The sequence below is a fragment of the Mycobacterium sp. pV006 genome (genome assembly GCF_041287115.1).
GTDB lineage: Bacteria > Actinomycetota > Actinomycetes > Mycobacteriales > Mycobacteriaceae > Mycobacterium.
On sequence record NZ_JBGGKT010000004.1, the window covers coordinates 194831 to 219828 of the forward strand.

Annotated in this window: 26 protein-coding genes and 1 pseudogene; 14 read left to right on the top strand and 13 right to left on the bottom strand. The window is 69.2% G+C overall.

Annotated features, from left to right (window positions below):
• Positions 1 to 4: 4 nt before the first annotated feature.
• The gene (locus ACAG25_RS08660; protein ID WP_370487941.1) at positions 5 to 1525 is read right to left on the bottom strand and encodes a CoA-acylating methylmalonate-semialdehyde dehydrogenase; all 1521 of its coding nucleotides are present in this window, start codon (positions 1523 to 1525) and stop codon (positions 5 to 7) included.
• A gap of 168 nt (positions 1526 to 1693) precedes the next feature.
• On the opposite strand from ACAG25_RS08660, the gene ACAG25_RS08665 reads away from it, so the two are divergent.
• Positions 1694 to 3067: an HNH endonuclease signature motif containing protein gene (locus tag ACAG25_RS08665; protein WP_370487942.1), complete on the top strand. Its 1374-nt coding sequence runs from the start codon at positions 1694 to 1696 to the stop codon at positions 3065 to 3067.
• Here ACAG25_RS08665 and ACAG25_RS08670 read toward each other — a convergent pair.
• From ACAG25_RS08670 to ACAG25_RS08695, 6 genes and pseudogenes are all read right to left on the bottom strand, one after another.
• Positions 3034 to 3660, bottom strand: coding sequence for a dTDP-4-dehydrorhamnose 3,5-epimerase family protein (locus ACAG25_RS08670; RefSeq protein WP_370487943.1), 627 nt, complete (start codon positions 3658 to 3660; stop codon positions 3034 to 3036). The two genes, ACAG25_RS08665 and ACAG25_RS08670, sit on opposite strands and share 34 nt — an antisense overlap.
• Positions 3657 to 4652 carry a dTDP-glucose 4,6-dehydratase gene (rfbB, locus tag ACAG25_RS08675; protein ID WP_370487944.1) on the bottom strand — a complete coding sequence of 332 codons (996 nt, stop codon included), beginning with the start codon at positions 4650 to 4652 and terminating at the stop codon, positions 3657 to 3659. The genes ACAG25_RS08670 and rfbB overlap by 4 nt, the downstream gene beginning before the upstream one ends.
• A gap of 24 nt (positions 4653 to 4676) precedes the next feature.
• Positions 4677 to 5534, bottom strand: a complete 858-nt coding sequence (locus tag ACAG25_RS08680; protein WP_370487945.1) for an LLM class F420-dependent oxidoreductase — start codon at positions 5532 to 5534, stop codon at positions 4677 to 4679.
• Between the two features lie 20 nt (positions 5535 to 5554).
• A pseudogene (locus ACAG25_RS08685) lies at positions 5555 to 5815 on the bottom strand (LLM class F420-dependent oxidoreductase); the annotation flags it as partial.
• Positions 5816 to 5881: 66 nt separating this feature from the next.
• Complete coding sequence (locus ACAG25_RS08690) at positions 5882 to 7336, bottom strand: ATP-binding protein (protein WP_370487946.1); 1455 nt, start codon at positions 7334 to 7336, stop codon at positions 5882 to 5884.
• 18 nt (positions 7337 to 7354) lie between these two features.
• Positions 7355 to 9019, bottom strand: a complete 1665-nt coding sequence (locus tag ACAG25_RS08695) for an FAD-dependent oxidoreductase (RefSeq protein ID WP_370487947.1) — start codon at positions 9017 to 9019, stop codon at positions 7355 to 7357.
• Between the two features lie 79 nt (positions 9020 to 9098).
• On the opposite strand from ACAG25_RS08695, the gene ACAG25_RS08700 reads away from it, so the two are divergent.
• Positions 9099 to 9893, top strand: coding sequence for an HPF/RaiA family ribosome-associated protein (locus ACAG25_RS08700; RefSeq protein ID WP_370487948.1), 795 nt, complete (start codon positions 9099 to 9101; stop codon positions 9891 to 9893).
• The gene (locus tag ACAG25_RS08705; protein WP_370487949.1) at positions 9890 to 10768 is read left to right on the top strand and encodes a universal stress protein; all 879 of its coding nucleotides are present in this window, start codon (positions 9890 to 9892) and stop codon (positions 10766 to 10768) included. Before ACAG25_RS08700 ends, ACAG25_RS08705 begins: the two co-directional genes overlap by 4 nt.
• On the opposite strand, the gene ACAG25_RS08710 is transcribed toward ACAG25_RS08705, so the two are convergent.
• Positions 10765 to 11637: a universal stress protein gene (locus ACAG25_RS08710; RefSeq protein ID WP_370487951.1), complete on the bottom strand. Its 873-nt coding sequence runs from the start codon at positions 11635 to 11637 to the stop codon at positions 10765 to 10767. The two genes, ACAG25_RS08705 and ACAG25_RS08710, sit on opposite strands and share 4 nt — an antisense overlap.
• 125 nt (positions 11638 to 11762) lie before the next feature.
• Between ACAG25_RS08710 and ACAG25_RS08715 the strand changes: the two genes are divergently transcribed.
• From ACAG25_RS08715 to truA, 9 genes are all read left to right on the top strand, one after another.
• A complete protein-coding gene (locus tag ACAG25_RS08715; RefSeq protein WP_370487952.1) occupies positions 11763 to 12989 on the top strand; it encodes an alpha/beta hydrolase family protein in 1227 nt (408 codons plus the stop codon).
• Between the two features lie 217 nt (positions 12990 to 13206).
• Positions 13207 to 13428, top strand: coding sequence for a translation initiation factor IF-1 (gene infA / locus ACAG25_RS08720; protein WP_003418601.1), 222 nt, complete (start codon positions 13207 to 13209; stop codon positions 13426 to 13428).
• Positions 13429 to 13465: 37 nt separating this feature from the next.
• Positions 13466 to 13579, top strand: coding sequence for a 50S ribosomal protein L36 (rpmJ, locus tag ACAG25_RS08725; protein WP_003879483.1), 114 nt, complete (start codon positions 13466 to 13468; stop codon positions 13577 to 13579).
• A gap of 183 nt (positions 13580 to 13762) precedes the next feature.
• On the top strand, positions 13763 to 14137 hold the full coding sequence (rpsM, locus tag ACAG25_RS08730) for a 30S ribosomal protein S13 (protein ID WP_090588189.1): 375 nt from the start codon (positions 13763 to 13765) through the stop codon (positions 14135 to 14137).
• Between the two features lie 6 nt (positions 14138 to 14143).
• Positions 14144 to 14554, top strand: a complete 411-nt coding sequence (gene rpsK, locus ACAG25_RS08735; protein ID WP_011895801.1) for a 30S ribosomal protein S11 — start codon at positions 14144 to 14146, stop codon at positions 14552 to 14554.
• Positions 14555 to 14569: 15 nt separating this feature from the next.
• On the top strand, positions 14570 to 15175 hold the full coding sequence (gene rpsD / locus ACAG25_RS08740; RefSeq protein ID WP_370487953.1) for a 30S ribosomal protein S4: 606 nt from the start codon (positions 14570 to 14572) through the stop codon (positions 15173 to 15175).
• Between the two features lie 76 nt (positions 15176 to 15251).
• Positions 15252 to 16304, top strand: a complete 1053-nt coding sequence (locus tag ACAG25_RS08745) for a DNA-directed RNA polymerase subunit alpha (RefSeq protein WP_370487954.1) — start codon at positions 15252 to 15254, stop codon at positions 16302 to 16304.
• A 62-nt stretch (positions 16305 to 16366) separates the two neighbouring features.
• A complete protein-coding gene (gene rplQ / locus ACAG25_RS08750) occupies positions 16367 to 16906 on the top strand; it encodes a 50S ribosomal protein L17 (RefSeq protein ID WP_370487955.1) in 540 nt (179 codons plus the stop codon).
• A gap of 7 nt (positions 16907 to 16913) precedes the next feature.
• Complete coding sequence (gene truA, locus ACAG25_RS08755) at positions 16914 to 17792, top strand: tRNA pseudouridine(38-40) synthase TruA (protein WP_370487957.1); 879 nt, start codon at positions 16914 to 16916, stop codon at positions 17790 to 17792.
• Here the strand turns inward: truA and ACAG25_RS08760 are convergent, their stop codons facing one another.
• The 3 genes from ACAG25_RS08760 to ACAG25_RS08770 form a co-directional block, all read right to left on the bottom strand.
• A complete protein-coding gene (locus ACAG25_RS08760) occupies positions 17793 to 18416 on the bottom strand; it encodes a cutinase family protein (RefSeq protein ID WP_370488090.1) in 624 nt (207 codons plus the stop codon).
• 143 nt (positions 18417 to 18559) lie between these two features.
• A complete protein-coding gene (locus ACAG25_RS08765; protein ID WP_370487958.1) occupies positions 18560 to 19228 on the bottom strand; it encodes a cutinase family protein in 669 nt (222 codons plus the stop codon).
• A 26-nt stretch (positions 19229 to 19254) separates the two neighbouring features.
• The gene (locus tag ACAG25_RS08770) at positions 19255 to 20259 is read right to left on the bottom strand and encodes a DMT family transporter (RefSeq protein WP_370487959.1); all 1005 of its coding nucleotides are present in this window, start codon (positions 20257 to 20259) and stop codon (positions 19255 to 19257) included.
• A gap of 84 nt (positions 20260 to 20343) precedes the next feature.
• Here ACAG25_RS08770 and ACAG25_RS08775 point away from each other — a divergent pair, with 84 nt between their 5' ends.
• Both ACAG25_RS08775 and eccB read left to right on the top strand, forming a co-directional pair.
• Positions 20344 to 20895, top strand: a complete 552-nt coding sequence (locus tag ACAG25_RS08775) for a CGNR zinc finger domain-containing protein (RefSeq protein WP_370487960.1) — start codon at positions 20344 to 20346, stop codon at positions 20893 to 20895.
• Positions 20896 to 20939: 44 nt separating this feature from the next.
• Entirely contained in the window at positions 20940 to 22301 is a 1362-nt protein-coding gene (gene eccB / locus ACAG25_RS08780) for a type VII secretion protein EccB (RefSeq protein ID WP_370487961.1), read from the top strand.
• On the opposite strand, the gene mycP is transcribed toward eccB, so the two are convergent.
• Positions 22275 to 23585 (bottom strand): type VII secretion-associated serine protease mycosin, encoded by a 1311-nt coding sequence (mycP, locus tag ACAG25_RS08785; protein ID WP_370487962.1) that lies wholly within the window; start codon positions 23583 to 23585, stop codon positions 22275 to 22277. The genes eccB and mycP overlap by 27 nt on opposite strands.
• On the bottom strand, positions 23582 to 24859 hold the full coding sequence (gene eccD, locus ACAG25_RS08790) for a type VII secretion integral membrane protein EccD (RefSeq protein ID WP_370487963.1): 1278 nt from the start codon (positions 24857 to 24859) through the stop codon (positions 23582 to 23584). The genes mycP and eccD overlap by 4 nt, the downstream gene beginning before the upstream one ends.
• Between the last annotated feature and the right edge of the window lie 139 nt (positions 24860 to 24998).

The following is a 24998-nucleotide window of genomic DNA, read 5'->3' on the forward strand; positions in this document are numbered from 1 at the left end:
CTTGCTACTTCATGGTGGGGATGACGAACTCGGCGCCGTCCTTGACGCCCGAGGGCCACCGCTGGGTCACGGTCTTGGTCTTGGTGTAGAACAGGATCGAGTGCGGGCCGTGCTGGTTGAGATCGCCGAAGCCGGACCGCTTCCAGCCGCCGAACGTGTGGTAGGACACCGGCACCGGGATCGGCACGTTGACGCCGACCATGCCGACCTGGACCTTGGCCACGAAGTCGCGCGCTGCGTCCCCGTCGCGGGTGAAGATCGCCACCCCGTTGCCGTACTCGTGTTCGGTGGGCAGCCGCAGCGCCTCGTCGTAGTCGGCCGCGCGCACGATGCACAGCACGGGCCCGAAGATCTCATCGGTGTAGATCGACATGTCGGTGGTGACGTGATCGAACAGGGTGGGGCCGATGAAGTAGCCACCCTCGAGGCTCTGATCATCGAAAGTCAGCTCGTCCGAAGCGCGCTCGCGTCCGTCGACCACCAGTTCGGCGCCGGCTTCGACACCCTGGGCGATGTAGTCCTTGACGCGATTGAGTGCGGCCTCGGTGACCAGCGGGCCGTAGTCGGCCTTGGGGTCGAGGCTGTGGCCGACGCGCAGTTCCTTGACGCGCTCCACGAGCCGGGCGCGCAGACGGTTCGCGGTCTCTTCGCCGACCGGGACCGCGACGCTGATGGCCATGCACCGCTCACCGGCGCTGCCGTATCCGGCGCCGATCAGCGCGTCGACGGCCTGGTCGAGGTCGGCGTCGGGCATCACGATCATGTGGTTCTTGGCGCCGCCGAAGCACTGCGAGCGCTTCCCGTTGGCTGCGGCGTTGGCGTAGATGTACTGCGCGATGTCCGAGCTGCCGACGAAGCCGACCGCCTGGATGTCGGGGTGCGTCAGGATCGCATCCACGGCTTCCTTGTCGCCGTGCACCACCTGGAAGACACCGGCGGGCAGACCCGCCTCGAGGAACAGTTCTGCGAGCCGGACCGGGACCGAGGGGTCGCGCTCAGAAGGCTTGAGGATGAACGCGTTCCCGCATGCCAGGGCGGGGCCGGCCTTCCAGAGCGGGATCATCGCGGGGAAGTTGAACGGGGTGATGCCGGCGACCACGCCGAGCGGCTGACGCATCGAGTACACGTCGATGCCGGTGCCTGCGCCCTCGGTGTACTCGCCCTTGAGCAGGTGGGGAATACCGATCGAGAACTCGATGACCTCGATGCCGCGCTGGATGTCGCCCTTGGAGTCGGCGACGGTCTTGCCGTGCTCGAGGGACAGCAGCTCGGCCAGCTCGTCGACGTTCGCGTTGACCAGCTCGATGAACCGCATCATCACGCGGGCGCGACGCTGCGGGTTCCACGCCGCCCACTCCTTCTGCGCTTCGACGGCCGAGGCCACTGCGGTGCCGACGTCGGCGGCGCTGGCCAGCAGGACCTGGGCCTGCACCTGGCCGGTGCTCGGGTTCAGTACGTCGGCGGTGCGCGTGGACGCGAGATCGCTGCGCTTGCCGTCGATGAAGTGGGGGATGCGTGTGGTCATGCCAAAGCCTTCTTCCGCGTCGATACTTGGATATCCTAGTAATTCGTCGCGGGCGACCGCAAGGGTTTGTTCGGGTCGGTTATCCCCAATTCCGAATTCCTCCACAGGCTGGCGTCCACCTGCAGTTTCGCACCCCGGCACCCAGTAAATCGAACTAGTGTTCGAGATATGAATGGTCCGGTCGCTTCGGCTCTTGCGGCACTGAAGGCCGCGCGGGACGCCGTGAACGCGTTGGACCTGACCGCGTCGAGTCACACCGAATTGCTCGAGGTGATGGACGCGCTGGAGGCGGATTCGCGGCGCGCGCCGGTGCTGGTGCACCGCGTCGTCAACCGGTTGGCGGCCGAGGCCAACCCCTTGCAACTCGGCGCCACGTCGTGGCCGAAGCTGATGGCGTTCCGGTTGCGGATCAGTGCGTCGGAGGCGCGTCAGCGCATCGATGCCGCGGCCGACCTGGGGTCGCGGACGGCGATGACCGGCGAAGCGCTGGCGCCGGTCTTGGAACACACCGCCGAAGCCCAACGTCGCGGTCGGATCGGTGCCGAGCACATCAAGGTGATCCGGCAGTTCTTCGCGACCCTCCCCGACGCGGTCGACGCCGAGACCCGCGTCGAGGCGGAGCGGACGCTTGCCCGAATCGCCGAACGCCAAGGACCGGACGGACTCCGCAAGGCCGCGAACCGGCTCCTCGCGTATCTACACCCGGACGGCGACTTCAGCGACGCCGAGCGGGCCCGCAAGCGCGGCGTGCACCTCGGACCCCAGCGTCCGGACGGCATGAGCCGGATCAGTGGGGAACTCACGCCGGAGGCCAGGGCGGTGTTCGAGGTGCTGTTCGCGAAGTTCGCCGCACCCGGCATGTGCAATCCCGACGACGAAACACCCGCCGTCACCGGTGATCCGGCCGATGGGACAGCAGCCAAAGATGGGCGGTCGCAGGTGCAACGTAATCACGATGCGCTGCTCGCGGTGGGTCGGATGCTGCTGTGCTCCGGGAAACTCGGTCAGCTCAACGGGCTACCCGTGACGGTCATCGTGTCGACCACGCTGCGCGAGCTGGAATCCGGTGCGGGACAGGCAGTCACCGGTGGTGGATCACTGCTGCCGATGCGTGATCTGATCCGCATGGCCGCCCACGCCCATCACTATCTGGCGGTGTTCGACGACCACACCGAGCAGGCCTTATACCTCGGACGGACCAAGCGGTGTGCCAGTGCAGCGCAGCGAATCATGTTGCACGCCAAGTATCGCGGCTGCACACGGCCGGGATGCGACGCATGCGGGTACCGTTGCCAGGCCCACCACGGCCGAGAGGACTGGAAGCGCGGCGGACAGACGAACATCGACGATCTGACGCTGGCGTGCAGGTCCGACAACCTGATGATCGAGAACACCGGCTGGACGACCGTGCAGCGCGATGACGGTCGCACCGAATGGATTCCGCCGCCGAGTCTGGACACCGGACAGGCCAGGGTGAACGATCTGCATCACCCGGAGCGGATGCTGCTCTACGCCGACGACCCGGGCGACGCGGCCTCGTGACGGAGCTGCTCGATGAAGGCCCGCGTCTCTTCCCAAGTGGGGAGCAGACCCGCGGTGCGCGCCTCGTCGAGGGTCGGCGCATCCCGGTCCCGGTCGGAGAGCAGCAGTTCCCCGTCGAAGCGCCAGTCGATCGCCAGTGCCGGGTCGACCGGACTGACGGTGTGTTCGCGGTCGGGGTTGTACGGCGCCGAGCACAGGTAGGTCACTGTGGACCGATCCTCCAGGGCGAGGAAGGCGTGCCCGAGCCCCTCGGAGAGGTAGATCGAGCGGTGGGCGCGGTCGTCGAGCAGGACGCTGTCCCACTGCCCGAATGTGGGGGAGCCGACGCGGATGTCGACGACCACGTCCAGGACGGCGCCGCGGGTGCAGGTCACGTACTTGGCCTGCCCCGGCGGCAGTTGCGCGAAGTGCACGCCGCGCAGCACCCCGGCCCGCGACACCGAGCAGTTGGCCTGCCGCAGGTCCAGCGGATGCCGGGTGATCCCGGTGAACTCGGTGTCGGTGAACCACTCGTGGAACGAGCCCCGGTCATCGGTGTGCACCACCGGCGTCAACTCCCACGCCCCGGGCACCGACAACTCGCGGGCGGTCACTGGCCGCGCTCCGCGTAGGCCGCCTCGACGCGCTCCTTGATCGGCGCCCACCATGCCTCGTTGGCGCGGTACCAGTCGATGGTCTGGCGCAGCCCGGATTCGAAGTCGGTGTGCGTCGGCGTCCAACCCAATTCGGTGCGCAGCGGTGTCGGGTCGATCGCGTAGCGCAGATCATGGCCGGCGCGGTCGGTGACGTGTTCGAAGTCGTCCTCAGCGCGGCCCATCAGGCGCAGGATGGTGCGCAGCACGGTCAGGTTGTCGCGTTCGCCGTCGGCGCCGATCAGATAGGTGCGACCGATCTGCCCGTCGGTCAGGATGCGCCACACCGCGCTGTTGTGGTCGTCGACGTGGATCCAGTCGCGCACGTTGGCGCCGGCGCCGTAGAGCTTGGGCCGGCGTCCGGTCAGCACGTTGGTGATCTGACGCGGGATGAACTTCTCCACGTGCTGGTAGGGGCCGTAGTTGTTGGAGCAGTTCGAAATCGTCGCGGCCACGCCGTAGGAGCGCACCCACGCGCGCACCAGCATGTCCGACGCCGCCTTGGTCGCCGAGTACGGACTCGACGGGTTGTACGGCGTCGCCTCGGTGAACCGAATCGGCTCGCCCAGCGGCAGATCGCCGTACACCTCGTCGGTGGAGATGTGGTGCAGGCGGACCCCGTGGCGGCGCACGGCCTCCAGCACGGTGAAGGTGCCGACGACGTTGGAGGCCACGAACGGCTGCGGGTCGGCCAACGCGTTGTCGACGTGCGTCTCGGCGGCGAAGTGCACGACGGCGTCGGACTCGCCGACCAACTGCTCGACCAGCGAGGCGTCGGTCACGTCGCCGGGGACCAGTCGGATACGGTCGGCCACCGGCGCCAGCGACTCCTCACTGCCCGCGTAGGTGAGCGAGTCCAGCACCGTCACGCCGACGTCGGGGCGGTCGCGGACCGTCGCATGTACGAAGTTCGCACCGATGAATCCCGCGCCGCCGGTAACCAGCAATCGCATGGGGGAACCCTACTTCGCGGGCGGTCAGCCGGTGGTGCCCAGCGGCCCGGCGAGCTCCTCGAGGGTGGACAGCAGTTCGTCGGCGCCGCCCAGCACCTGGATGGCGACGTGGTCGGCCCCGGCCTGCAGATGCTCGATCAGCCGCGCGGCGATGTCATCCGGGGTGCCGTGGGCGACGACGGCGTCGATGAAGCGGTCGGTGCCGGGATGTTCGAGATCCTCGTCGGTGAAGCCGAGGCGCTTCCAGTTGTTGCGGTAGTTCGACAGGTCCAGATAGAAGTCGACGGCGCCCCTGCCGATCTCGCGGGCCTTCTCACTGTCGGTGGTCAGCACGACCTTGTGCTCGGGCGCCAACAGCACGGTCGGGCCTACCAGCTCGCGCGCCTGCCCCGTGTGCACCGGGGTGGTCAGGTACGGGTGTGCGCCCGCGCTGCGCTGCGCGGCCATCTGCAGGACCTTCGGGCCGAGTGCGGCGATCACCCGCCTACTGGTCGGGACCTTGGCGGAGTCGAGGATGTCCAGGTAGTCGCCCAGCGCCTTGTACGGGGTCGCGTACTGCTCGGTGTGCTCGGGGTGGCCGACGCCGACGCCGAGGACGAAGCGGCCCGGGAAGGCCTTTTCGATGCGGTGGTAGGACTCGGCCACCTCGCGCGCGTCGGCGGTCCAGATGTTGACGATGCCGGTCGCGACCTGCAGGTTGTCGGTGGCCTCGAGAATCGGTTCGACGAACGACAGGTCCGCCGCGGGCGACCCGCCGACCCAGACCGTGCCGTAACCCAGCTTCTCGATCTCGGTGGCCTGCTCCGGGGTGACGGGGCCGGCAGTCCACACCCCGAAACGTCCCAGCCCGGGTTTCAGCGATACGCCTTCGCTGTCGGTCATCGATGTCCCTTCAGTCCTGATCAACCAGTGGTCGAGCTCGTCAGTCCCAGCGGCCCGACCAGTTCGGCGAGCGTCGGCACCAGCTTGTCAGGTGCGCAGAGCACCTGGACGGGCACGTGGTCGGCGCCGGCATCGAGATGTTCGGTCAACCGCGCCGCGATCTGCTCGGGCGTGCCGTACGCCACGACGGCGTCCACCAACCGGTCACTACCCGGTTTTGCGACGTCTTGATCGTCGAATCCGAGACGTTTCCAGTTGTTGACGTAGTTCGTCAGGTTCATGCCGGTCGCGACGCGCAGTGACGTGGTGGCCGAAGGATCCGAACGTGCCCAGGTTCAACATGCTGGTCATTCGACGCTCACCGGGCCCGGTGCCTCCAGCGGCAGCCACACGATGAACCGGGTGTCGCCGGGCTTCGACTCGACCGACAGGTTGCCCTGGTGCTTCTCGACGACGATGCGCCACGCCAGGTCCAGGCCGAGGCCGGTGCCCTCGCCGAACGGCTTCGTCGTGAAGAACGGCGTGAAGATGCGGTCGATGATGTCGGCGGGGATGCCGGGGCCGTCGTCACAGATCTCGACGCGCACCCCCTGGTCGGTCGAGCGCATGGTGCGCACGGTCAGTGTGCCCTCTCCGCCCATCGCCTGGATTGCGTTGTCCACCAGGTTGGTCCACACCTGGTTGAGGTCACCGGGATAGCACAGCAGTTCGGGAAGCGAGCTGTCGTAGTCCTTGACCAGCTTGATCGGGCTGTCCTTGCCGATCTTGCCGCCGAACATCATCAGGGTGCTGTGCAGCAGCTCGTGCACATCGGCCGGCTGGTAGGGCGCCCGATCCATCTGCGAGTACTGCTTGGCGCCGGCCAGCAGCGCCGAGATGCGCTTGCTCGCTTCGGCGATCTGGTTCATCAGCAGTTCGTTGTCGATGGTGTATTTCAGCCAGCCGATCGCGCCGGGCAGCGTCGCCGAACAATCCACATCGGCGATCGAGGCCTCCACCCGTTCCAGCCAGTCGACATCCAAGCCGGCCTCGACGAACGTCGGCGCGTAATCCCATGCGGCGTCGATGCCGTGGGACTCCAGCCAGTCGCCGATCTGGTCTTCCCGGTCGGAGGTCTCCATCGCGGTCAGCTGCTGCGAGCGCGACTTGGCCACGTGCTCGGCCACGTCGTCCTGGACGCGTACCAGCACCTTCAAGGCTGCCGGCGTGAACTGGCCGTCGGCGAGCATCGCGAGTTTGTGGCGCATCTTGCCCACGCTCTCGCGTAAGTCGGCGACGGCGCGCGCGGTCGCCCCGGCCGGATTGTTGAGTTGGTGGGTCAGGCCGGCCGACAACTGGCCCAGCGCCAGCAGCTTCTCGCGCTGCCCGAGCAGCTGGCGCTGTCGTTGACCGCCGATCATGTGGCCCTCGAGCAGGTGCACCGCCATCGGGAACTCGGTGCGCATGAAGGTCGCGAACGCCGTCGCGTCGAGGACGAAGAACCGCGACGGCCGGGTCACCCGCACCGACGCTTCGTAGAGGTGCCGCTCGGCCGGGATGTAGGCCGACCATGCCCCGCAGTAGACGCCTCGCTGGGACGTGCGGCCAGTCTCGATCTGCACGCCGCCCGACCGCTTCGACATCACCAGCTCACCCTCGATGAGCACGTACAGGCATGTCGCCGGGTCCCCCTCGGTGACGATCGGGCCGGGCTCGAAGGTCTGGATGTGACCGTTGGCGCACAACGTCTGGAGTTGCTCGTCGGTGAGCGCCTCGAACAGGAACAGGGTGCGCAGCTCCTCAGGAAGGCACTTCTCGCCCATGGTGATCCCTCCTTCGGTCTAGGCCTCGGCCAGGTAGCGGTGCACCAGCATCACGGCCATCGATCCTTCGCCCACGGCCGCGGCCACGCGCTTGGCGGACTCGGAACGCACGTCTCCGGCGACGAACACGCCCGGCACGCTTGACTCGAGGTGGTGCGGCGGACGGTCGAGGGTCCAGCCGCTGACGTCACGCAGGTCGGGTCCGGCCAGAATGAACCCGTGGTCGTCGCGGACCACCACGCCGTCGAGCCACTCCGTGCGCGGCTCGGCGCCGATGAAGATGAACATGCGGCCGCAGGACACCTCGCGTCGTTCGCCGGTGCGCAGGTCTTCCAGACAGACCCGTTCCAGGTGGCCGTTGCCCCGGACCGCGCCCACGACGGTGTTCGGGCATTCGACGATGTTGTCGGTCGCCCGGATCTGCTGGACGAGGTAGTGCGACATGGACTCCTCGAGCGGGCGGCGACTGACGATGGTCACCGACCGGGCGGTGCGCGACAGGTGCATCGCGGCCTGGCCGGCGGAGTTCGCGCCACCGATCACGTAGACCTCGTCGTCCTCGCAGTCGGCGGCCACCGACGCCGTCGCGCCGTAGTAGACCCCGGCCCCGGTCAGATCCGCGCACCCTTCGGCGGGCAGCTGCCGGTATTCCACACCCATCGCCAGGATCACCGCGCGGGTGCCGATGGTGCGCCCGTCGGAGAGATGCACCGTGCGGGCGCTGCCGTCGACCTCGAGCCGGGTGACCGACGCGGCGGTGATCAGCTCGGCGTCGAACTTCTCGGCCTGTCGGCGGGCACGGTCGGCGAGCTGCGCGCCGGACAGTCCGTCGGGGAACCCGAGGTAGTTCTCGATGCGTGAGCTCTGCCCGGCCTGCCCGCCGGTCGCGGTGCGTTCGATCAGCACCGTCTTGAGGCCTTCGGAGGCGCCGTACACCGCCGCCGCCAGCCCGGCCGGGCCGCCGCCGACGACCACCAGGTCGTAGAAGTCGCCCGCGGGAGTCGTCGAAAGGCCAAGGGTGGCAGCAAGTTCCGCATCGGTGGGGGCGACGAGCGTCTCGCCCTGTTCGGTGACCACCACCGGCAACGTCAGACCGTCGCAGCCGGCCGCTTCCAGCAGCCGGCTGCCCTTGGGTTCGTCCGAACGAAACCAGGTGTAGTACAGGCGGTTCCGCGCGAGGAATTCGCGCACCTCCGAGGAGCGCGCACTCCAGGGGTGTCCGATCACCTTGGTGTGCGGGATGGCCCGCTCCCCGCTGGAGCGCCACACGTCGAGCAGGTGGTCGATGACGGGGTAGAGCTTCTCCTGCGGCGGATCCCAGGGCTTGAGCAGATAGTGGTCGAGGTCGACGACGTTGATCGCGTCGATCGCGGCGTGGGTATCGGCGTAGGCGGTCAGCAGCACGCGGCGCGCCATCGGGAAGATGTCCATCGCGGCCTCGAGGAACTCGATCCCGCTCATCTGCGGCATCCGGTAGTCGGCGACGAACACCGACACCGTCTCGCCGCGCAGCTTGAGTTCGTTGAGGGTCAGCAGCGCGTCCGGTCCCGATTCGGCGCGCATGACGCGGTACTGCTCGCCGTACCGGCGGCGCAGGTCCCGGGCGACCGCGCGCGAGACCGCGGGGTCGTCGTCCACCGTCAAGATCACCGGCTTGCGGGCTCGGGGTGCAGGTCCTGTCATCGCACCAAGTATGCGCTGGTTGTCCATACAGGACCTTCGGCCCTTACCCCGCGCGACGTGCCTGGGCTACCAATGAATCATGAGCAATTCTGTGGAGGCAGGCCGGCCGGTGGATGTCGACGTCACCACTCACGGCGAATTCCCCGGCATCACCGAATACGCACAAGCCAGGATCGGTCGTCTCGCCCGGGTGGCCCGGCGGCCCGTCACCTACGCGCGGGTGCGGCTCACCCGAGGTCACGAGCCGGGCGCCGAGCGACCGGTGCTGGCCCAGGCGAACCTGGAGGCCGGCGGGCAACCGGTCCGCGCCCAGGTCGAGGCGGCCACCGCGCGGGAGGCGGTGGACACCCTCGAAGCGCGACTGCGCCGCCGGCTCGACCACCTGGCCGAACGCCGGGAGGCGCCGAGAGGCCCGGACGCGGCGCCGCCGTGGCGGCACGGTGAACGCGGCCCGCGGTCGTTCGGTGCGGCAGCAGACGAACCGAGGATCCGGCGCCGCAAGTCGTATGCCATGACCCCGTGCACCGTCGACGAAGCGGTGACCGAGATGGAACTGCTCGACTACGACTTCCACCTGTTCACCGAACGGGGCTCCAACAGCGCGGCCGTGGTCTACCGCGCCGAGCCGACCGGCTACCGGCTGGCGTTGGTCTCACCGGATCTGGCCCACGAGCTGGCCCCGTACGAGAAGCCGGTCACCCTCAGCGGGCACCCCCTGCCGTGTCTGCGGGAGCAGGACGCCGTCGAACGTCTGGCGCTGCTCGGACACCCGTTCTTGTTTTTCCTCGACGCCGCGCAGGGCCGCGCCGCCGTGCTGTACCGGCGCTTCGACGGCGACTACGGGCTGATCACCCCGGCAGGAGACGGACCGTGAGCGAGGAGACGTACGCCGGCGTCGTCGTCGCGGTCGACGGATCCGCACCGGCGCGCCGCGCGGTGCGGTGGGCGGCCCGGGAGGCCTGCCGGCGCGACGTGCCGTTGACCCTGGTCCACGTCCAACCCGCGGAGGAGATGGGTCCGTGGCTGGACGTACCCGTCACCCCGGCCTTCTTCGATGCGCTGGACCGTCGCTCGGCGGAGATCCTCGAGCACGCCGCCGGCCTGGCCGCCGAGGAACTGCGGGATCACCCGCGAGTGACGGTGCAGCGGCGCTCGCTGACCGGCGGCGTGAAGCAGGCGCTGGTCGAGGTCTCCGAACACGCCGATCTGATCGTGGTCGGCTGCCGCGGTCTCGGGAAACTGAAACGCCTGCTGCTGGGCTCGACCACCACGACCCTGCTGCACCACGCCCGGTGCCCGGTCGCGGTGATCCACGACGAGGCCGACGAGAATCCCGCCGCCCCGGTGGTGGTGGGAGTCGACGCCTCCCCGGCGTCGGAGGGCGCCATCGCCCTGGCCTTCGACCAGGCCTCCCGTCGCGGCGTCGGGCTGGTCGCCGTGCACACGTGGCTCGACATGCCCGACTTCCAGCTGGATGTGCCCGCCAAGGAGTTGGCGGCCGAGGCCGACGCGCAACTCGCCCAGCGCCTCGCGGGGTGGGGGGAGCGCTATCCCGACGTGGCGGTGGAGCGTGTCGTCGTACCGGACGACCCGGCACACCGGCTGGTGGAGGAATCCCGGCGCGCGCAGCTGGTCGTCGTCGGGAGCCACGGCCGAGGCGGTTTCACCGGGCTGCTGCTCGGATCCGTCAGCAACGCCGTCGCCCAAGGGGCATGCGCCCCGGTCATCGTGGTGCGCGGCTCCGGTTAGTTCTCCCGCACCACCATCACCGGTGCCGCAGCGGCCTGCACGACCGCACTGCTGACCGAACCCAGTAGCGCGCCGGCCACTGCACCGTGGCCCCGGCTACCCACGACGACCAACTGCGCCGATTCCGCCCGCTCGACGAGGTGGCGCGCGGGCTGATCGGCGACGACGACCGTCTCGACGGTGACGTCGGGGAACCGGCGCCGCCACGGGGCGAGCCGCTGGACAGCCTCCTGTTCGACGCCGGGGCGCAGTTCCTCCCAGTCGAAGCCAGGCATGTCGAACGAGCCCGGCGACCACCAGGCGTGCAGTGCCACCAGCGGTACCCCTCGGCGCGTCGCGGCGTCGAACGCGGCGTCGACGGCGGGCTCACCGGCCGGCGACCCGTCGAAACCCAACAGGACCGGCGCGTCGTCGGCGACCACCGACGGCTCGGCCGGCACCACGACCACGGGGCAGTGCGCACCGTGGACCAGGCCGGTACTGGTGCTGCCGAGGATCGTGCGGGCCAGACGTCCGCGTCCGCGGGAGCCGACCACCACCAGCGCCGCGGTACGGGACGCCTCCACCAATGCACCGGTGGGGTTGGTCACGGCGAACTCGGCGGTCACCGGCACGGCCTCGGCGGTCAGGGCGCGCGCGGCCTGCGTCGCGTCGGCGAGAAGTTCCTCGCCCATCTGCCGCTGCCACTCCATCAGTCCGACCGGGGCCGCGCCCACCGGCCAGGCGCCGACCGGTGGCATGGCCGCGTGGATGACGGTCAGCCCGGTGCCGCGCAACCGTGCCTCCCGCGCCGCCCACTGCAGGGGCGGCCGGGATTCGGGAGAGCCGTCGACGCCGACGACTACGTTCGTGATCTCGGCCGGGGCCATCGGGACTCCTATGCTCGTGCCGTCCTACGCAGTATCGCCGGACCCGTCTGCGAAACCCGATCACCCCGGCCGATTGGTGACCAACGGCCCTGTCGCAGCTAGTTAGACGGGCTAGCCTGGAGAGTATGGTTCTCAACGAATCCGGCGCCGACCGGCAAGCCCGCCGGTCCGTTGTCGAACGGTTGCCAGGGGCAGCGCCGTTGCGCAGCGCCGTGCGACCGCTGACCCGAACCGGCAACTACTACGCCCGATCCTGGCGCGACTATCTCGGCCGCCGCGAACAGGACATGCCGATCGCCCGGCCGACCGTGGCGTTGGCCGCGGAAGCGTTGCGCGACGAGGTCGTCCTGCTCGGTCTGCGGGCGCGACGGCCCCTCAGCGACCCCACGGCGTTCGCGCGGATCCACGAGGAGGTCGTCGCCGCACTCGAGTTCTACGGCGAGCGCGGTTTCCTCGACGATCCGGAGAAGTTCTTTGCCGAGCCGGACCCGCTGACCGATGTCGAGGTCGTCCCGATCCGGCGGCGCAATCGCTCCTATTCGCGTCTGCGCTGGGAGAGCAGCTACCGTCCGCTGCCCGGGGAGCCGGGTGGGGACCGGTGGCTGGGCTACCAGTCCAACCAGCGTGGCTACGGGCTGATGCTGCGGCATGCCGAGCCCCGTCCGTGGCTGGTGTGCATCCATGGCACCGAGATGGGCCACGCCGGCATCGACCTGGCGATCTTCCGGGCCTGGTACCTGCACGAGGAACTGGGGCTCAACGTCGTGCTGCCGGTGCTGCCGATGCACGGCCCGCGGTCACGCGAACTGCCGAAGGCGGCCGTGTTCCCCGGCGAGGACGTCCTCGACGACATCCACGCCACCGCGCAGTCGGTGTGGGACGTCCGCGGCCTGCTGTCGTGGATCCGCGCCGAGCAGCCCGGGGCCCAGATCGGGGTGTACGGACTGTCGCTGGGTGGATTCATCGCCGCGCTGGTGGCCAGCCTCGACCGGGATCTGACCTGCGCGGTCCTCGGGGTGCCGGTGGCCGACCTGATCGACCTGCTGGGCCGGCACTCCGGTCTGTCGCAGGACGACCCGCGCTGGGCCACGCTCGAGCTGGCCGCGCCGCTGTCGCGGATGATCTCCCCGCTGTCGATGACCCCGCGGGTGCCGCCCGAGGGGCGGTTCATCTACGCCGGTATGGCCGACCAGGTCGTGCACCCGCGCGAGCAGGTCGTCCGGCTGTGGGAACACTGGGGACGGCCCGACATCGAGTGGTACCGCGGCGGCCACGCCGGGTTCTTTCAGTCCCGGCCCGTGCACCGCTTCGTGACCGCGGCGTTGGTGCAGTCGGGTCTGGTCGCGGGCTAGCTGCAGGTTCGACGATTTTGGGCATGGCCGCCGGGCGAGTACCATGGATCAACGGTGCGGCTGCCGCGCCGACTTCCTGCGTGCCCTGACAGGATTCCCCGCCTCACCGGCTCGGGAATTCCCCGGATCCGGCCCACGTTCTCAAGTCGGACTCGGGCTGCGCTGAAGAGGCCAGCAAAGCCGATACGAAACGAAAAGCTAAGGATCGTTACACAGTATGGCCAAGAAAGACGGTGCCATCGAGGTCGAGGGTCGCGTTGTCGAACCCCTGCCCAATGCGATGTTTCGCATTGAGCTGGAGAACGGACACAAGGTCCTCGCTCACATCAGCGGCAAGATGCGGCAGCACTACATCCGCATCCTCCCCGAGGACCGCGTCGTGGTGGAGCTCTCTCCCTACGACCTGTCCCGTGGCCGCATCGTGTACCGCTACAAGTAAGTCATCCCCGCAGAGCTAGAGAAGGATCGAACGAGCCGTGAAGGTGAACCCGAGCGTCAAGCCCATCTGCGACAAGTGCAGGGTGATCCGCCGGCATGGGCGGGTCATGGTGATCTGCTCCGATCCGCGCCACAAGCAGAGACAAGGTTAGTCAGGGTTTCCGCAAGGACCTGGCCGACCACGTCGGATCGCAAACACAACTGAATGCAGACCTCCCAGTGCCAGTGAACGGATACGCCGTTCATACACGTCCGGAACGGAGGCCGGACCCCGCTCATGACGCGGGAACGGACTGGGAACGACACCTCCGTACGAGAAGAAGGAACACTGCCTGATGGCACGTCTCATGGGCGTCGATCTGCCGCGCGACAAGCGCATGGAGATCGCCCTGACCTATATCTACGGCATCGGCCGTACCCGCTCCCAGGAGATCCTGGACGCCACCGGCATCAGCCGGGATCAGCGCACCAAAGATCTGACCGACGATCAGGTCACGCAGCTGCGCGACTACATCGAGGGCAACCTCAAGGTGGAAGGTGATCTGCGCCGCGAGGTGCAGGCCGACATCCGCCGCAAGATCGAGATCGGCTGCTACCAGGGTCTGCGGCACCGCCGCGGTCTGCCGGTGCGCGGCCAGCGGACCAAGACCAATGCGCGTACCCGCAAGGGCCCCAAGCGCACCATCGCCGGCAAGAAGAAGGCCAGGTAAACCCTGATGGCACAGGCAAAGAAGGGCGCCCCCAAGAAGGGCCAGAAGACGCGTCGTCGGGAAAAGAAGAACGTCCCGCACGGCGCCGCCCACATCAAGAGCACGTTCAACAACACCATCGTGTCGATCACCGACCCGCAGGGCAATGTCATCGCCTGGGCGTCGTCGGGACATGTCGGCTTCAAGGGGTCGCGTAAGTCCACCCCGTTCGCCGCGCAGCTGGCCGCCGAGAACGCCGCCCGCAAGGCGCAGGAGCACGGCGTGAAGAAGGTCGACGTCTTCGTCAAGGGCCCGGGTTCGGGCCGCGAGACCGCCATCCGCTCGTTGCAGGCCGCCGGCCTCGAGGTCGGCGCGATCGCCGACGTCACGCCGCAGCCGCACAACGGTTGCCGTCCGCCGAAGCGGCGCCGGGTCTAGGGAGGATTTGGAAACATGGCTCGTTACACCGGACCCGTCACCCGCAAGTCGCGCCGTCTGGGCGTCGACCTCGTCGGTGGTGATCAGTCGTTCGAGAAGCGCCCCTACCCGCCCGGCCAGCACGGCCGCGCGCGGATCAAGGAGAGCGAATACCGTCTGCAGCTCCAGGAGAAGCAGAAGGCCCGCTTCACCTATGGCGTCATGGAGAAGCAGTTCCGTCGCTACTACGAAGAGGCCAACCGGCAGCCCGGCAAGACCGGTGACAACCTGCTGCGCATCCTCGAGAGCCGGCTGGACAACGTGGTCTACCGCGCAGGTCTGGCCCGCACCCGCCGCATGGCCCGCCAGCTCGTCAGCCACGGCCACTTCACCGTCAACGGCGTGAAGGTCGACGTCCCCAGCTATCGGGTGTCGCAGTACGACATCATCGATATCAAGGAGAAGTCGCTCAACACGCTGCCGTTCGAGCTCTCCCGGCAGACTGCCGGTGACCGCCCGATTCCGTCGTGGCTGCAGGTCGTCGGGGAGCGCCAGCGGATCCTGGTGCACCAGCTGCCCGAGCGCGCGCAGATCGACGTGCCGCTCACCGAGCAGCTCATCGTCGAGCTCTACTCGAAGTAAACCCTCGGGGGGCTCCGCCCCCCGAGCACCCCCCCGAAAGACGTCATATGGCGGACGTCGAAAGGAAAGAAACACCATGCTGATTTCTCAGCGCCCCACCCTGAGCGAAGAGGTCATCGCCGAGAACCGGTCGCAGTTCGTCATCGAACCGCTGGAGCCGGGTTTCGGTTACACCCTCGGTAATTCGCTGCGTCGCACGCTGCTGTCGTCGATCCCCGGCGCGGCCGTCACCAGCATCCGCATCGACGGTGTGCTGCACGAGTTCACCACCGTCCCGGGGGTCAAGGAAGACGTCACCGACATCATCCTGAACCTCAAGGCGCTCGTCGTGTCCTCCGAGGAGGACGAGCCGGTCACGATGTACCTGCGCAAGCAGGGGCCCGGTGAGGTCACCGCGGGTGACATCGTCCCGCCGGCCGGTGTCACGGTGCACAACCCGGACATGCACATCGCCACCCTCAACGACAAGGGCAAGCTCGAGGTCGAGCTCGTCGTCGAGCGGGGCCGCGGTTACGTGCCGGCCGTGCAGAACAAGGCCTCCGGAGCCGAGATCGGCCGTATCCCCGTCGATTCGATCTACTCGCCGGTGCTCAAGGTCACCTACAAGGTGGAGGCCACCCGCGTCGAGCAGCGCACCGACTTCGACAAGCTGATCCTCGACGTCGAGACCAAGAACAGCATCAGCCCGCGCGACGCGCTGGCGTCGGCCGGTAAGACCCTGGTCGAATTGTTCGGTCTGGCACGGGAACTCAACGTCGAGGCCGAGGGCATCGAGATCGGTCCGTCGCCGGCCGAGGCCGATCACATCGCGTCGTTCGCGTTGCCGATCGACGACCTGGACCTCACCGTGCGGTCCTACAACTGCCTCAAGCGCGAGGGTGTGCACACCGTCGGCGAGCTGGTCGCCCGCACGGAGTCCGATCTGCTGGACATCCGTAACTTCGGCCAGAAGTCCATCGACGAGGTGAAGATCAAGCTGCACCAGCTGGGTCTGTCGCTCAAGGACAGCCCGGCCAGCTTCGATCCGTCCGAGGTCGCCGGTTACGACGCCGCCACCGGCACCTGGAACAGCGACGCCGGCTACGACCTGGACGACAACCAGGACTACGCCGAGACCGAGCAGCTCTAACCAGTTTTTCCGTCCCGGCCCTACCTGATACGGGGGTCGGCCCCATCTAGGAGATAGTCGCAATGCCCAAGCCCACCAAGGGTCCTCGCCTCGGCGGATCGTCGTCGCACCAGAAGGCGCTGCTGGCCAATCTGGCCACCGCGCTGTTCGAGCACGGCCGCATCAAGACCACCGAGCCCAAGGCGCGGGCGCTGCGGCCCTACGCGGAGAAGCTCATCACCCACGCGAAGAAGGGCACGCTGCATAACCGGCGTGAGGTGATGAAGAAGATCCGCGACAAGGACGTCGTGCACGTCCTGTTCGCCGAGATCGGGCCGTTCTTCGCCGACCGCAACGGCGGCTACACCCGCATCATCAAGGTCGAGAACCGCAAGGGCGACAACGCCCCGATGGCGGTCATCGAGCTGGTGCGGGAGAAGACCGTGACGTCGGAGGCCAACCGTGCGCGTCGTGCCGACGCGGCGCAGAAGGCGGCCGCCGCGGCCGCCCCGCAGGCTGCGATCGAGCCGGAAGCCGCCGAAGGCCCCACGGCCGAAGAGGTTTCCGAGTCACCCGTCGAGGAGACTCCGGCTGCCGAGGACGAGAAGACTGACGACAAGTAGTCATCCCATGGACGAGCCCGTCACCGTAACCGGTGGCGGGCTTGTTCGTTTGCGCCTCGACATCGCCTACGACGGCACGGATTTCGCGGGTTGGGCGACCCAGGCCGGCCAACGAACGGTAGCCGGAGCCCTGGATGACGCGCTGACGACGGTGTTCGGCACGCCGATCGTCACCCGCGCGGCCGGGCGTACCGATTCCGGGGTGCACGCCGACGCGCAGGTCGCGCACATCGACGTGCCCGAACAGTCACTCGCCCGCGCGTATCCGCGATCGGCGCGGCCCGGCGACGCCGAGTTCGCGCCGTTGGTGCGCCGTTTGGGGCGCATGTTGACCCAGGATGTCCGGGTTCTCGACATCGTCCGCGCCGCACCGGGATTCGATGCCCGGTTCTCGGCGCTGCGTCGCCACTACATCTACCGGCTGTCCACCGCGCCCTACGGAGTGCGGCCGCGGGACGCCCGTTTCGTGACGCCGTGGCCGCGCGAGGTGGATGTCGAGGCGATGGCCGCCGCCGGCCGGCAGTTGGTGGGGCTGCACGATTTCGCCGCGTTCTGCCGGCATCGTGTGGGGGCCACCACGATTCGCGAGTTGCAGCGACTCGACTGCGTGCGCGAGGGAGACCAGGTCGAGGTGCACGTCAGCGCGGACGCGTTCTGCTGGAACATGGTGCGGTCGCTGGTCGGTGCGCTGCTCGCGGTGGGCGAACACCGCCGCGACGCGGCGTGGTTGCGTGACCTGCTCACCGCGTCAGCGCGCTCCAGCGATTTCGCCGCGGCACCGGCGCGCGGCCTGACCCTGGTGGGAGTCGATTATCCGCCGGATGCCGAGCTGGCCGCCCGCACCGTGATCACCCGTGACCTGCGCAGCCCAGACGAGGTCGGCTGATCAGATCCGGCCGGCGACGAAATCCGCGGCCTGGTTGACCATTCCGGCGCGGATGTAAGCCGGCGCCAGATGGTCGGGCCAGTAGTCCTGCCAGTTGTTGGGATCGGTCGGGTTGCAGATCGGATCGTCCCCGTGGCAGAGCTCGATGGTGCGCTCCGCGTAGAGCGGGTTGAAGTTCGAGATCGGACCCACCCACGCGATGCCGTTGCCGAACAACGCCACCGCGGCGATGTGCCGATCGACACCGGCCGGCAACGGGTTCTTGAAGCCGAACGCCGCGATCGGAACCGCCAGCACGACGTCGGTGACCGCGGCGCCCAGTGAATAGCCGCCGAGCACCAGGCGGGTGTCGGGGCACGTGGCCGCCATGTGCTGGATGCGGGCGCTCATGTCGTTGGCGCCGACGTCGATCTCGGTGTCGGCCGGGTACTTCACGGCATACAGCGCGATGTTCTTACCGGTCTTCTGCCGCAGGGCCGAGATCAGCGCGTTGCCGATCTGTCCCGCGCCGGGGGACTCGACGCGCCCGCGAGCGAAGATGAGTTCCGCTTCCGGGCACGCCTGGGCGGCGGCGACCGGGGTCGGACCGAACAGGGCGAGGGTGGCCAGTACCGCGGCGACCATCGCCGAGAGCGCACGACTGGTTCGGCGCAGACGCAGGCGATCCTTGGGGCTGTGAGTCACCCCGTCGATCATAGCGATCGCAGAGGACCCGCGCCGAACAGTTTCAACGTCCTGCATTTCCAATCATCCTGTCCGCCAAGAACTCAGACCCGGCCGGCGACGAAACCGGCGGCCGGGTCGATGAACACCGGGCCTTCGTAGTTCGTGTGCGCGAACGGATTTCGGCCGCCCGAGCAAATCGGATCGCCGTCGGCGCACACGTCGATCGCCTTACCGGCGAAGGCGCCGGTCGAAGAGACGGGGTTGCCGAATTTCGCTGCGGGGTTGCCGAACACCGCGACCGCCGCGACGTTGCCGTTGAGCCCACCCGGCAGCGGCGGAGCCGACCCGATGTTGCCGATGCGGTTACCCAGCGGCGGCACCCCGGCGAGCATGTCGACGACCGCGGCGCCCTGCGAATAACCGCCCAGCACGATGCTCGTGTTCGGGCACTGCGCGGCCATCGACGAGATGCGTGCGGTGGCGTCGATCGCGCCGCTGGCGGTGTTGAGGAAGTCGTAGCTGGCCGGGTAGTTCACCCCGTAGATCCCGACGGTGCGACCGCCGAGACGGTTGCGCAGCGCGTCGGCCAGGGCGTGCCCGACGCGGCCGGGACCGGGCGGTTCGCTGGTGCCGCGAGCAAAGACCACTTCCACGTCGGGGCACGGTTGGGCCGACGCGGCCGGCACCGGCATGACGAGGGCGGCGGCCACGGGTACCGCTACTGCAGCTGCCGCCGTCGCAACCCGGCGGCTCAGTCGATCGGAGAGCACAAGACACCGTAACGTATCTAGCCGCACTAATTGAGTGTGGTTGCCGGAGTAGGGACGCGGTCGCCGTAGCGGGCCAGCCCCAGGCCGATCAGCACGATCGCGCCGCCGAGGGCCTGCAGCGGAGCGATCGCCTCGCCCAGCAGCATCCAGGCGGCCAATACCGCGAACATCACCTCGGACAGCCCGACCAGCGACGCGAACCGCGGGCGCAGGCGGGCGATGCCGATGATGCCCAGGGTGTAGGCGATGGCGGTCGGGATCACCGCCAGTGCGAGGACCGGTACCACCGGCGAGACGGTCAGGCCCGCGAGCTCGGTGTCGGCCGAGGTGAAGGTCAGCGGCATGATGCCGACCAGCCCCAGCGCCGCGACAGCGGCGGCGCCGACCGCCAGGCCGCCGGTGGCCAGCGTGATCGGGTGCAACGGTGTCTCGTCGGGCCGGTGTGCGCCGGCCCGATCGGACATCAGGAAGTAGCACGCCGCGCACACCGCAGCGGCCAGCCCGAAGGCGACCCCGACGAGGTTGATCTGCGCGGTGGTGAACCCGTCCGGCCCGACCACCCCCAGGACCAGCATGATCCCGGTGATGGCCAGGGCGACGCCGCCCAGCGTCATCGCGGTGGGCGCCTGTCGGGTGGTGGCCCACAGCCACGCGACCACCAGGACCGGGGCGGTGTACTCGAGCAGCAGGGCCACACCGACGGGCAGGTGCTCCACGGCGTTGAAATAGAACAGCTGCGCGCCCGCGATCGGCACCAACCCGTAGAGGACGATGACGCGCAGGTGGTGCCGCGCTTCGCGCCACCAGCCCGGATGCGCGACGGCGGCGAACAGCGCCATCACAAGCGCCCCGCCCGCGAGCCGGGCCGTGACCGCGGCGGTCGGACTCCACCCGGCGAGCATCAGGGACTTGCCGAACGGTCCCGAACACCCGAAGGCGAACGCCGACCCGATCGCGAACAACAGACCCGACCGGAACCGATCGTTGTCTGCCCGCGCCGCTGCCGCGGCCGCATCCAACGCAGACACCATCGACCTCCGGAACTCCACACGAATGTGTCATGAGTAAAATGAATTTCGTTCATGACGGTACCGCTGCGGGGAGTAAGGGGTCAAATGCTTTTCAGTCATGACACCGAGCTCACCCTGCGGGCCATCAGTGAGCTGGTCAACAGCGACCGCGTCGACGGTGAGGAACTCGTCGATCAGCCCGCGCTCGACACCTACCTGGACCGGCACGGCTGGACCGGACGGCGCGACCACGACGACGCGGAACTGCGCGCGGTGCGTCAACTGCGCGAACGATTGGGGCGGATCTGGGACGTCGCCGACGACGAGGTGCGAGTGGTCGAACAGGTCAACGCGCTGCTCTCCGACACCCGTGCCGCACCGTGGCTCACCCGCCATCCGGAGATGCCCGAGTGGCACCTGCACCTGGCCTCGGTGCACGACCCGCTGTGGCAGCGGATGGGCGCGGAGATGGCGATGGCGCTGGCCGACGTGATCCGGGCGGGGGAACTGCGCCGGCTCAAGGTGTGCGCGGCGCCGGACTGTACCGCTGTGCTCGTGGATCTGTCCCGTAACCGCTCGGGCAAGTTCTGCGACACCGGCAACTGCGGCAACCGCCAGCATGTCGCGGCCTACCGGGAGCGCCGCGCAAAGAAGTGAAACCGGCTGCCACGCTGCGCCCTTAGGCTGGGGCAGGGGTGGTGATGGCCGGGCAGATCACTCGCCTGCAGGTCAGCGGGCACCGATTCTTGGCGCGACGCATGCGCCACGCACTGGTGCGCGCCGACACGCGCATGCTCGATGATCCGCTTCGCGCGCAGGGACTTTCGCTCTCCGGCGGCATCGTCGCCGCGGCCCTGGTGGTCGCGGTGTGCGTGGCGATGAGCGTGCTGCGGCCCGCTCCGGCGGTCGACGGTGCGCCGATCATCGTGGTACCCGAAACCGCGTCGCTCTACGTGTCGGTGGACGCGATCCTGCATCCGGTGCCCAACCTCGCCTCGGCCCGTCTGGTGACCGGATCCACCGACGATCCCGTGAAGGTGTCCCGCCAGGCCGTCGACCGTGCCGAACGGGGGCCGGCACTCGGAATACCCTCGGCGCCCACACATCTCGGGAGGCCGCTGCCGCCGGCCGAGGCGCACTGGACGGTATGCGACGACCAGCGCGGTGTCACCACCGTGCTGGTGGGCGCCCTCAGCGACCGCGAGTTCGCAACGCGCGGCGGTGCTTTGGTCGCCGTCCGCGGAGACGCCACCGCCACCTATCTGCTCCACGGTGGGCAGCGCTCCCGGGTGGACCTGCGCCTGCCTGCGGTAGTACGCGCCCTGAAACTCGACGGGGTCACCCCGCGCGAGGTCTCTCCGACCCTGCTGGCCGCGCTCCCCGAGGCGCCGGCCATCACACCGCCATCGATCCCGGCCGCCGGCACGCCGGGACCGCCCGCACTCGGCGATCTCACCGTGGGAACCGTGGTGGCGGTACCCGGTGCCGACGGTCCAGACCACTATGTGGTGCTGGCCGACGGTGTGCAGCGTATCGGCTCGGTCACCGCCGACCTGATCCGCTACAGCGGCGCGCACACCGACCACCGGATCCCGGCGCTGACCCCCGACGCCGTCGGCCGGACCCCGGTGCGGACCACACTGCCGGTGCACACCCATCCCGACGAGGCGGGCGTCGCGCAGACTCGGGCGCTCTGTGTCCGGTGGCAGACCGACGGTCCACCCGCGGTGCTGCACGGCGACGCGCTGCCCTCGTCCACTCCGCCGATACCGCTGGTGCAGGCCGACGACGACGGTCCTGCCGTGGACGCCGTGGCGGTCCCGGCGGGACGCAGCGTCTGGGTGCGCAGCGTGGGAGTCACCGGCATCGGGAGCGGCTCCGGCCCGCAGTTCCTCGTCGACGACTCCGGCGTGGTGTTCGGTGTCGCCGACGACGACGCCGCGACCCGGCTGGGCCTGACCGATGCCGCCGTGCCGGCTCCGTGGCCGATCCTGTCGGCGCTGCCGCGGGGGCCCGAGCTCAGTCGCAGCGCGGCGTCAGTCCCGCGCGACGGCCCCGCGTAGTCGTCCGGACGCCGCGACCACCACCGCGACGCCACCGACGAGACCGAGGCAGATCACCGCGGCCCGTCCCGGCGACACCGCAGCCGGGCTCCCGTCTGTCGGGTCCGGTTGCGCCACCGTCGTCACGGGTGCGGCACGCGGGGGCTCGCCGACCGCGGCCGGGCCGGACACCGCGGCGAGCACGTCCACCACCCCGTGACCCACCGTCGGGTCCCAGCCGCCCGCCGGATGCTGCGCGGTCTCTTCGATGCGCGACATCACCTGGCGGGCGGTCAGCTCGGGAAACCGGGAACGGATGAGCGCCGCGACCGCACTGACCACGGGTGCCGCGTAGCTGGTGCCCGACAGCGGATCACCGGTCACGGAGGTGTCGACGAGTCCGTCGGTCGCCGCGGCCAGCGACGTGACCGCCTCACCGGGTGCGGCCACATCCACCCAGGGCCCCGGCAGGCTGAACGGCGATGCGACACCGTCCACGCCGACCGAACCCACGGTCAGGACGTGGTCGTCGTACCAGGCGGGGCTGACCACCACGGCCACCTCGTCGGCTGCGGCGGCCTCGCGCGGGTTCTGCTCCGGGCACTGGCCGGGACCTCCGACATTGCCGGCGGCGCTGACCACCACGACGTTCTTGACATCCACGGCGTAGGCGAGGGCAGCCCCGAGCGCGCGGTCGTCGAGATCCGCGTCGACCGGCAGACACGCGACCGACGAGATGTTGATGACCCCCGCTCCGAGATCGGCAGCGGTCCGGACGGCGGCAGCCAGGGTGTCGACATCACCGAAACCCGACTGTCCCGGATCGTCGACAGCGCGGAACCTGTTGCTGGACTGGCGGATTGCCAGTATGGAGGCGTCCGGGGCTATTCCGGCGAAGTCGGGTTCGGCGCTGGCAGCGATGATCCCGGCGACCGCCGTACCGTGACCGTCGCAGTCGGCGGTACCGTCCTGCTGCCAGACATAGTCCCCACCTGGGATCAGGTGTGGCAGGCGGCGGTGCCGGGCCACTCCGGTGTCGATCACCGCGACGGTCTGACCGGCTCCACGGGTCAACGCCCACACCCGATCCCGGTCCCGGAAGGGTGGATGCGCAGCGGTGCCGGTCGCTGCCGGCACTGTCACGCAGTCGTCGTGACGCACCGTGGGACGCGGCGGTCCGGGCACCCCGGCCGGCGGTAACCGTCGGTCGTCGATCGGCGGCGGCGTGATCGCACCGGCCACGCCTGCCGGCGCGCCGGCCAGCACCGCAGTGATCCCGAGAAGCCACAGCGTTCGGAGGCTCACGACAACCCCAGGCCGCGGGCCCAGCCGTAGAGGCCGGTGACCCACAACGCGAGCGGAACCAACGCTGCCAGCGCGGCACACTCGAGTATCTGCCCGCCCTGGCGCACCACTGGACTGAGTTCGGCGCTGCGGTGGGCGTGGTAGGCCGATCCCACGCCGGCCACGGCCGCGCCGACCACGAGCCAGGGCAACTGGGCCGGCCACAGAACCGTGGCGCCGACCCAGGCGGCCAGACCCGCAGCCAGACCGCTGCCCGCACACGCCAGGCGCTGCACCGAATCCCGGTGATGACGGGCGCGCAACGACACCGCCAGACCCGTCACGGCAGCCACGGCGACACCGGCCACCGAGCCGTCTGCCACCGAGCCAACGCACCCGAGGCCGACGGTCGCCGCGCTCCCCACGACGATGCCTCGCTGCAACCGATGCGCCGACACCGCCCGGCCCGGATCCACGGTCACACGAGCCGGGGACAAACCGCACGCACCGATCACCACGCGCGGCGCCATCGTCAGCGCCGCCACCGCACAGATCGTCAGCACAGCGCCACACCGACCCACCGGCAGAGACGTCGAGGTGCCGACCGCCGCCGTCACCAACGCCACCACGCCCGCTGCCGCCAGCGCCACCTGCGTCACCGAGGACAGGGCGCGGGCCAACAGGATCGACATCGCGGTGCCGGCCGTCGCGGCGAACGTCACCGCCACGGTCCACGGCATCCCGGAAGCTGCGAGATAGCCTGTTGCGGAAGCGCATACGACCGCACCCGCCCCGAGGGTGTGCGGCAGGGGGCAGCGGCGGTCAATCACCACAATGACCGCCGCGACCGCTGACAACCCCGCCGCACACCACAGGGATGCGCCGGCGTCGTTCGGCCACACCAGCACCGCGGCCACCACGGCCAGCACGACCAACCCGGCGCCGTCGCGCCAGGGTTCCGGGCGCGGCGTCCCCGGCGCCACGGCGGCGGCCACAGCGGCTGCCGCGTCCACCGACGAGCGCCGCGGCGCGGGCACACCGGTGACGTCGAGGATCACGATGTCACCGTCGGCGACACCGTTGTCCCGCAAGCCGTTCGAGTTGTCCAGCCGGCCGCCGGTCAGCCGACTCAGGTACCACCGCCGCCGCACCTCCGCCGACGCCGGCCCGATGACGATGTCGACGAGATCGGGGAGCAGGGTTCCGACCGGGCAGTCGGCCGGCACCGTGACATCGACTGCGGGCGCGCCCGAACCGGGTGCGCACACCGTCAGCCGAAGCAGCGAATCACGCATGCGGCCAACGTATCCCCGAGACCGACCGGCCGACACACCAAGTCGGTGGCCTGTGGATGGAACGCCCATGCGCTGCCGTGCGTCTACTCAACTGTGGACAACTCCACTGCTGCGCGACTCGTCGTCGATGCGCCGCCCG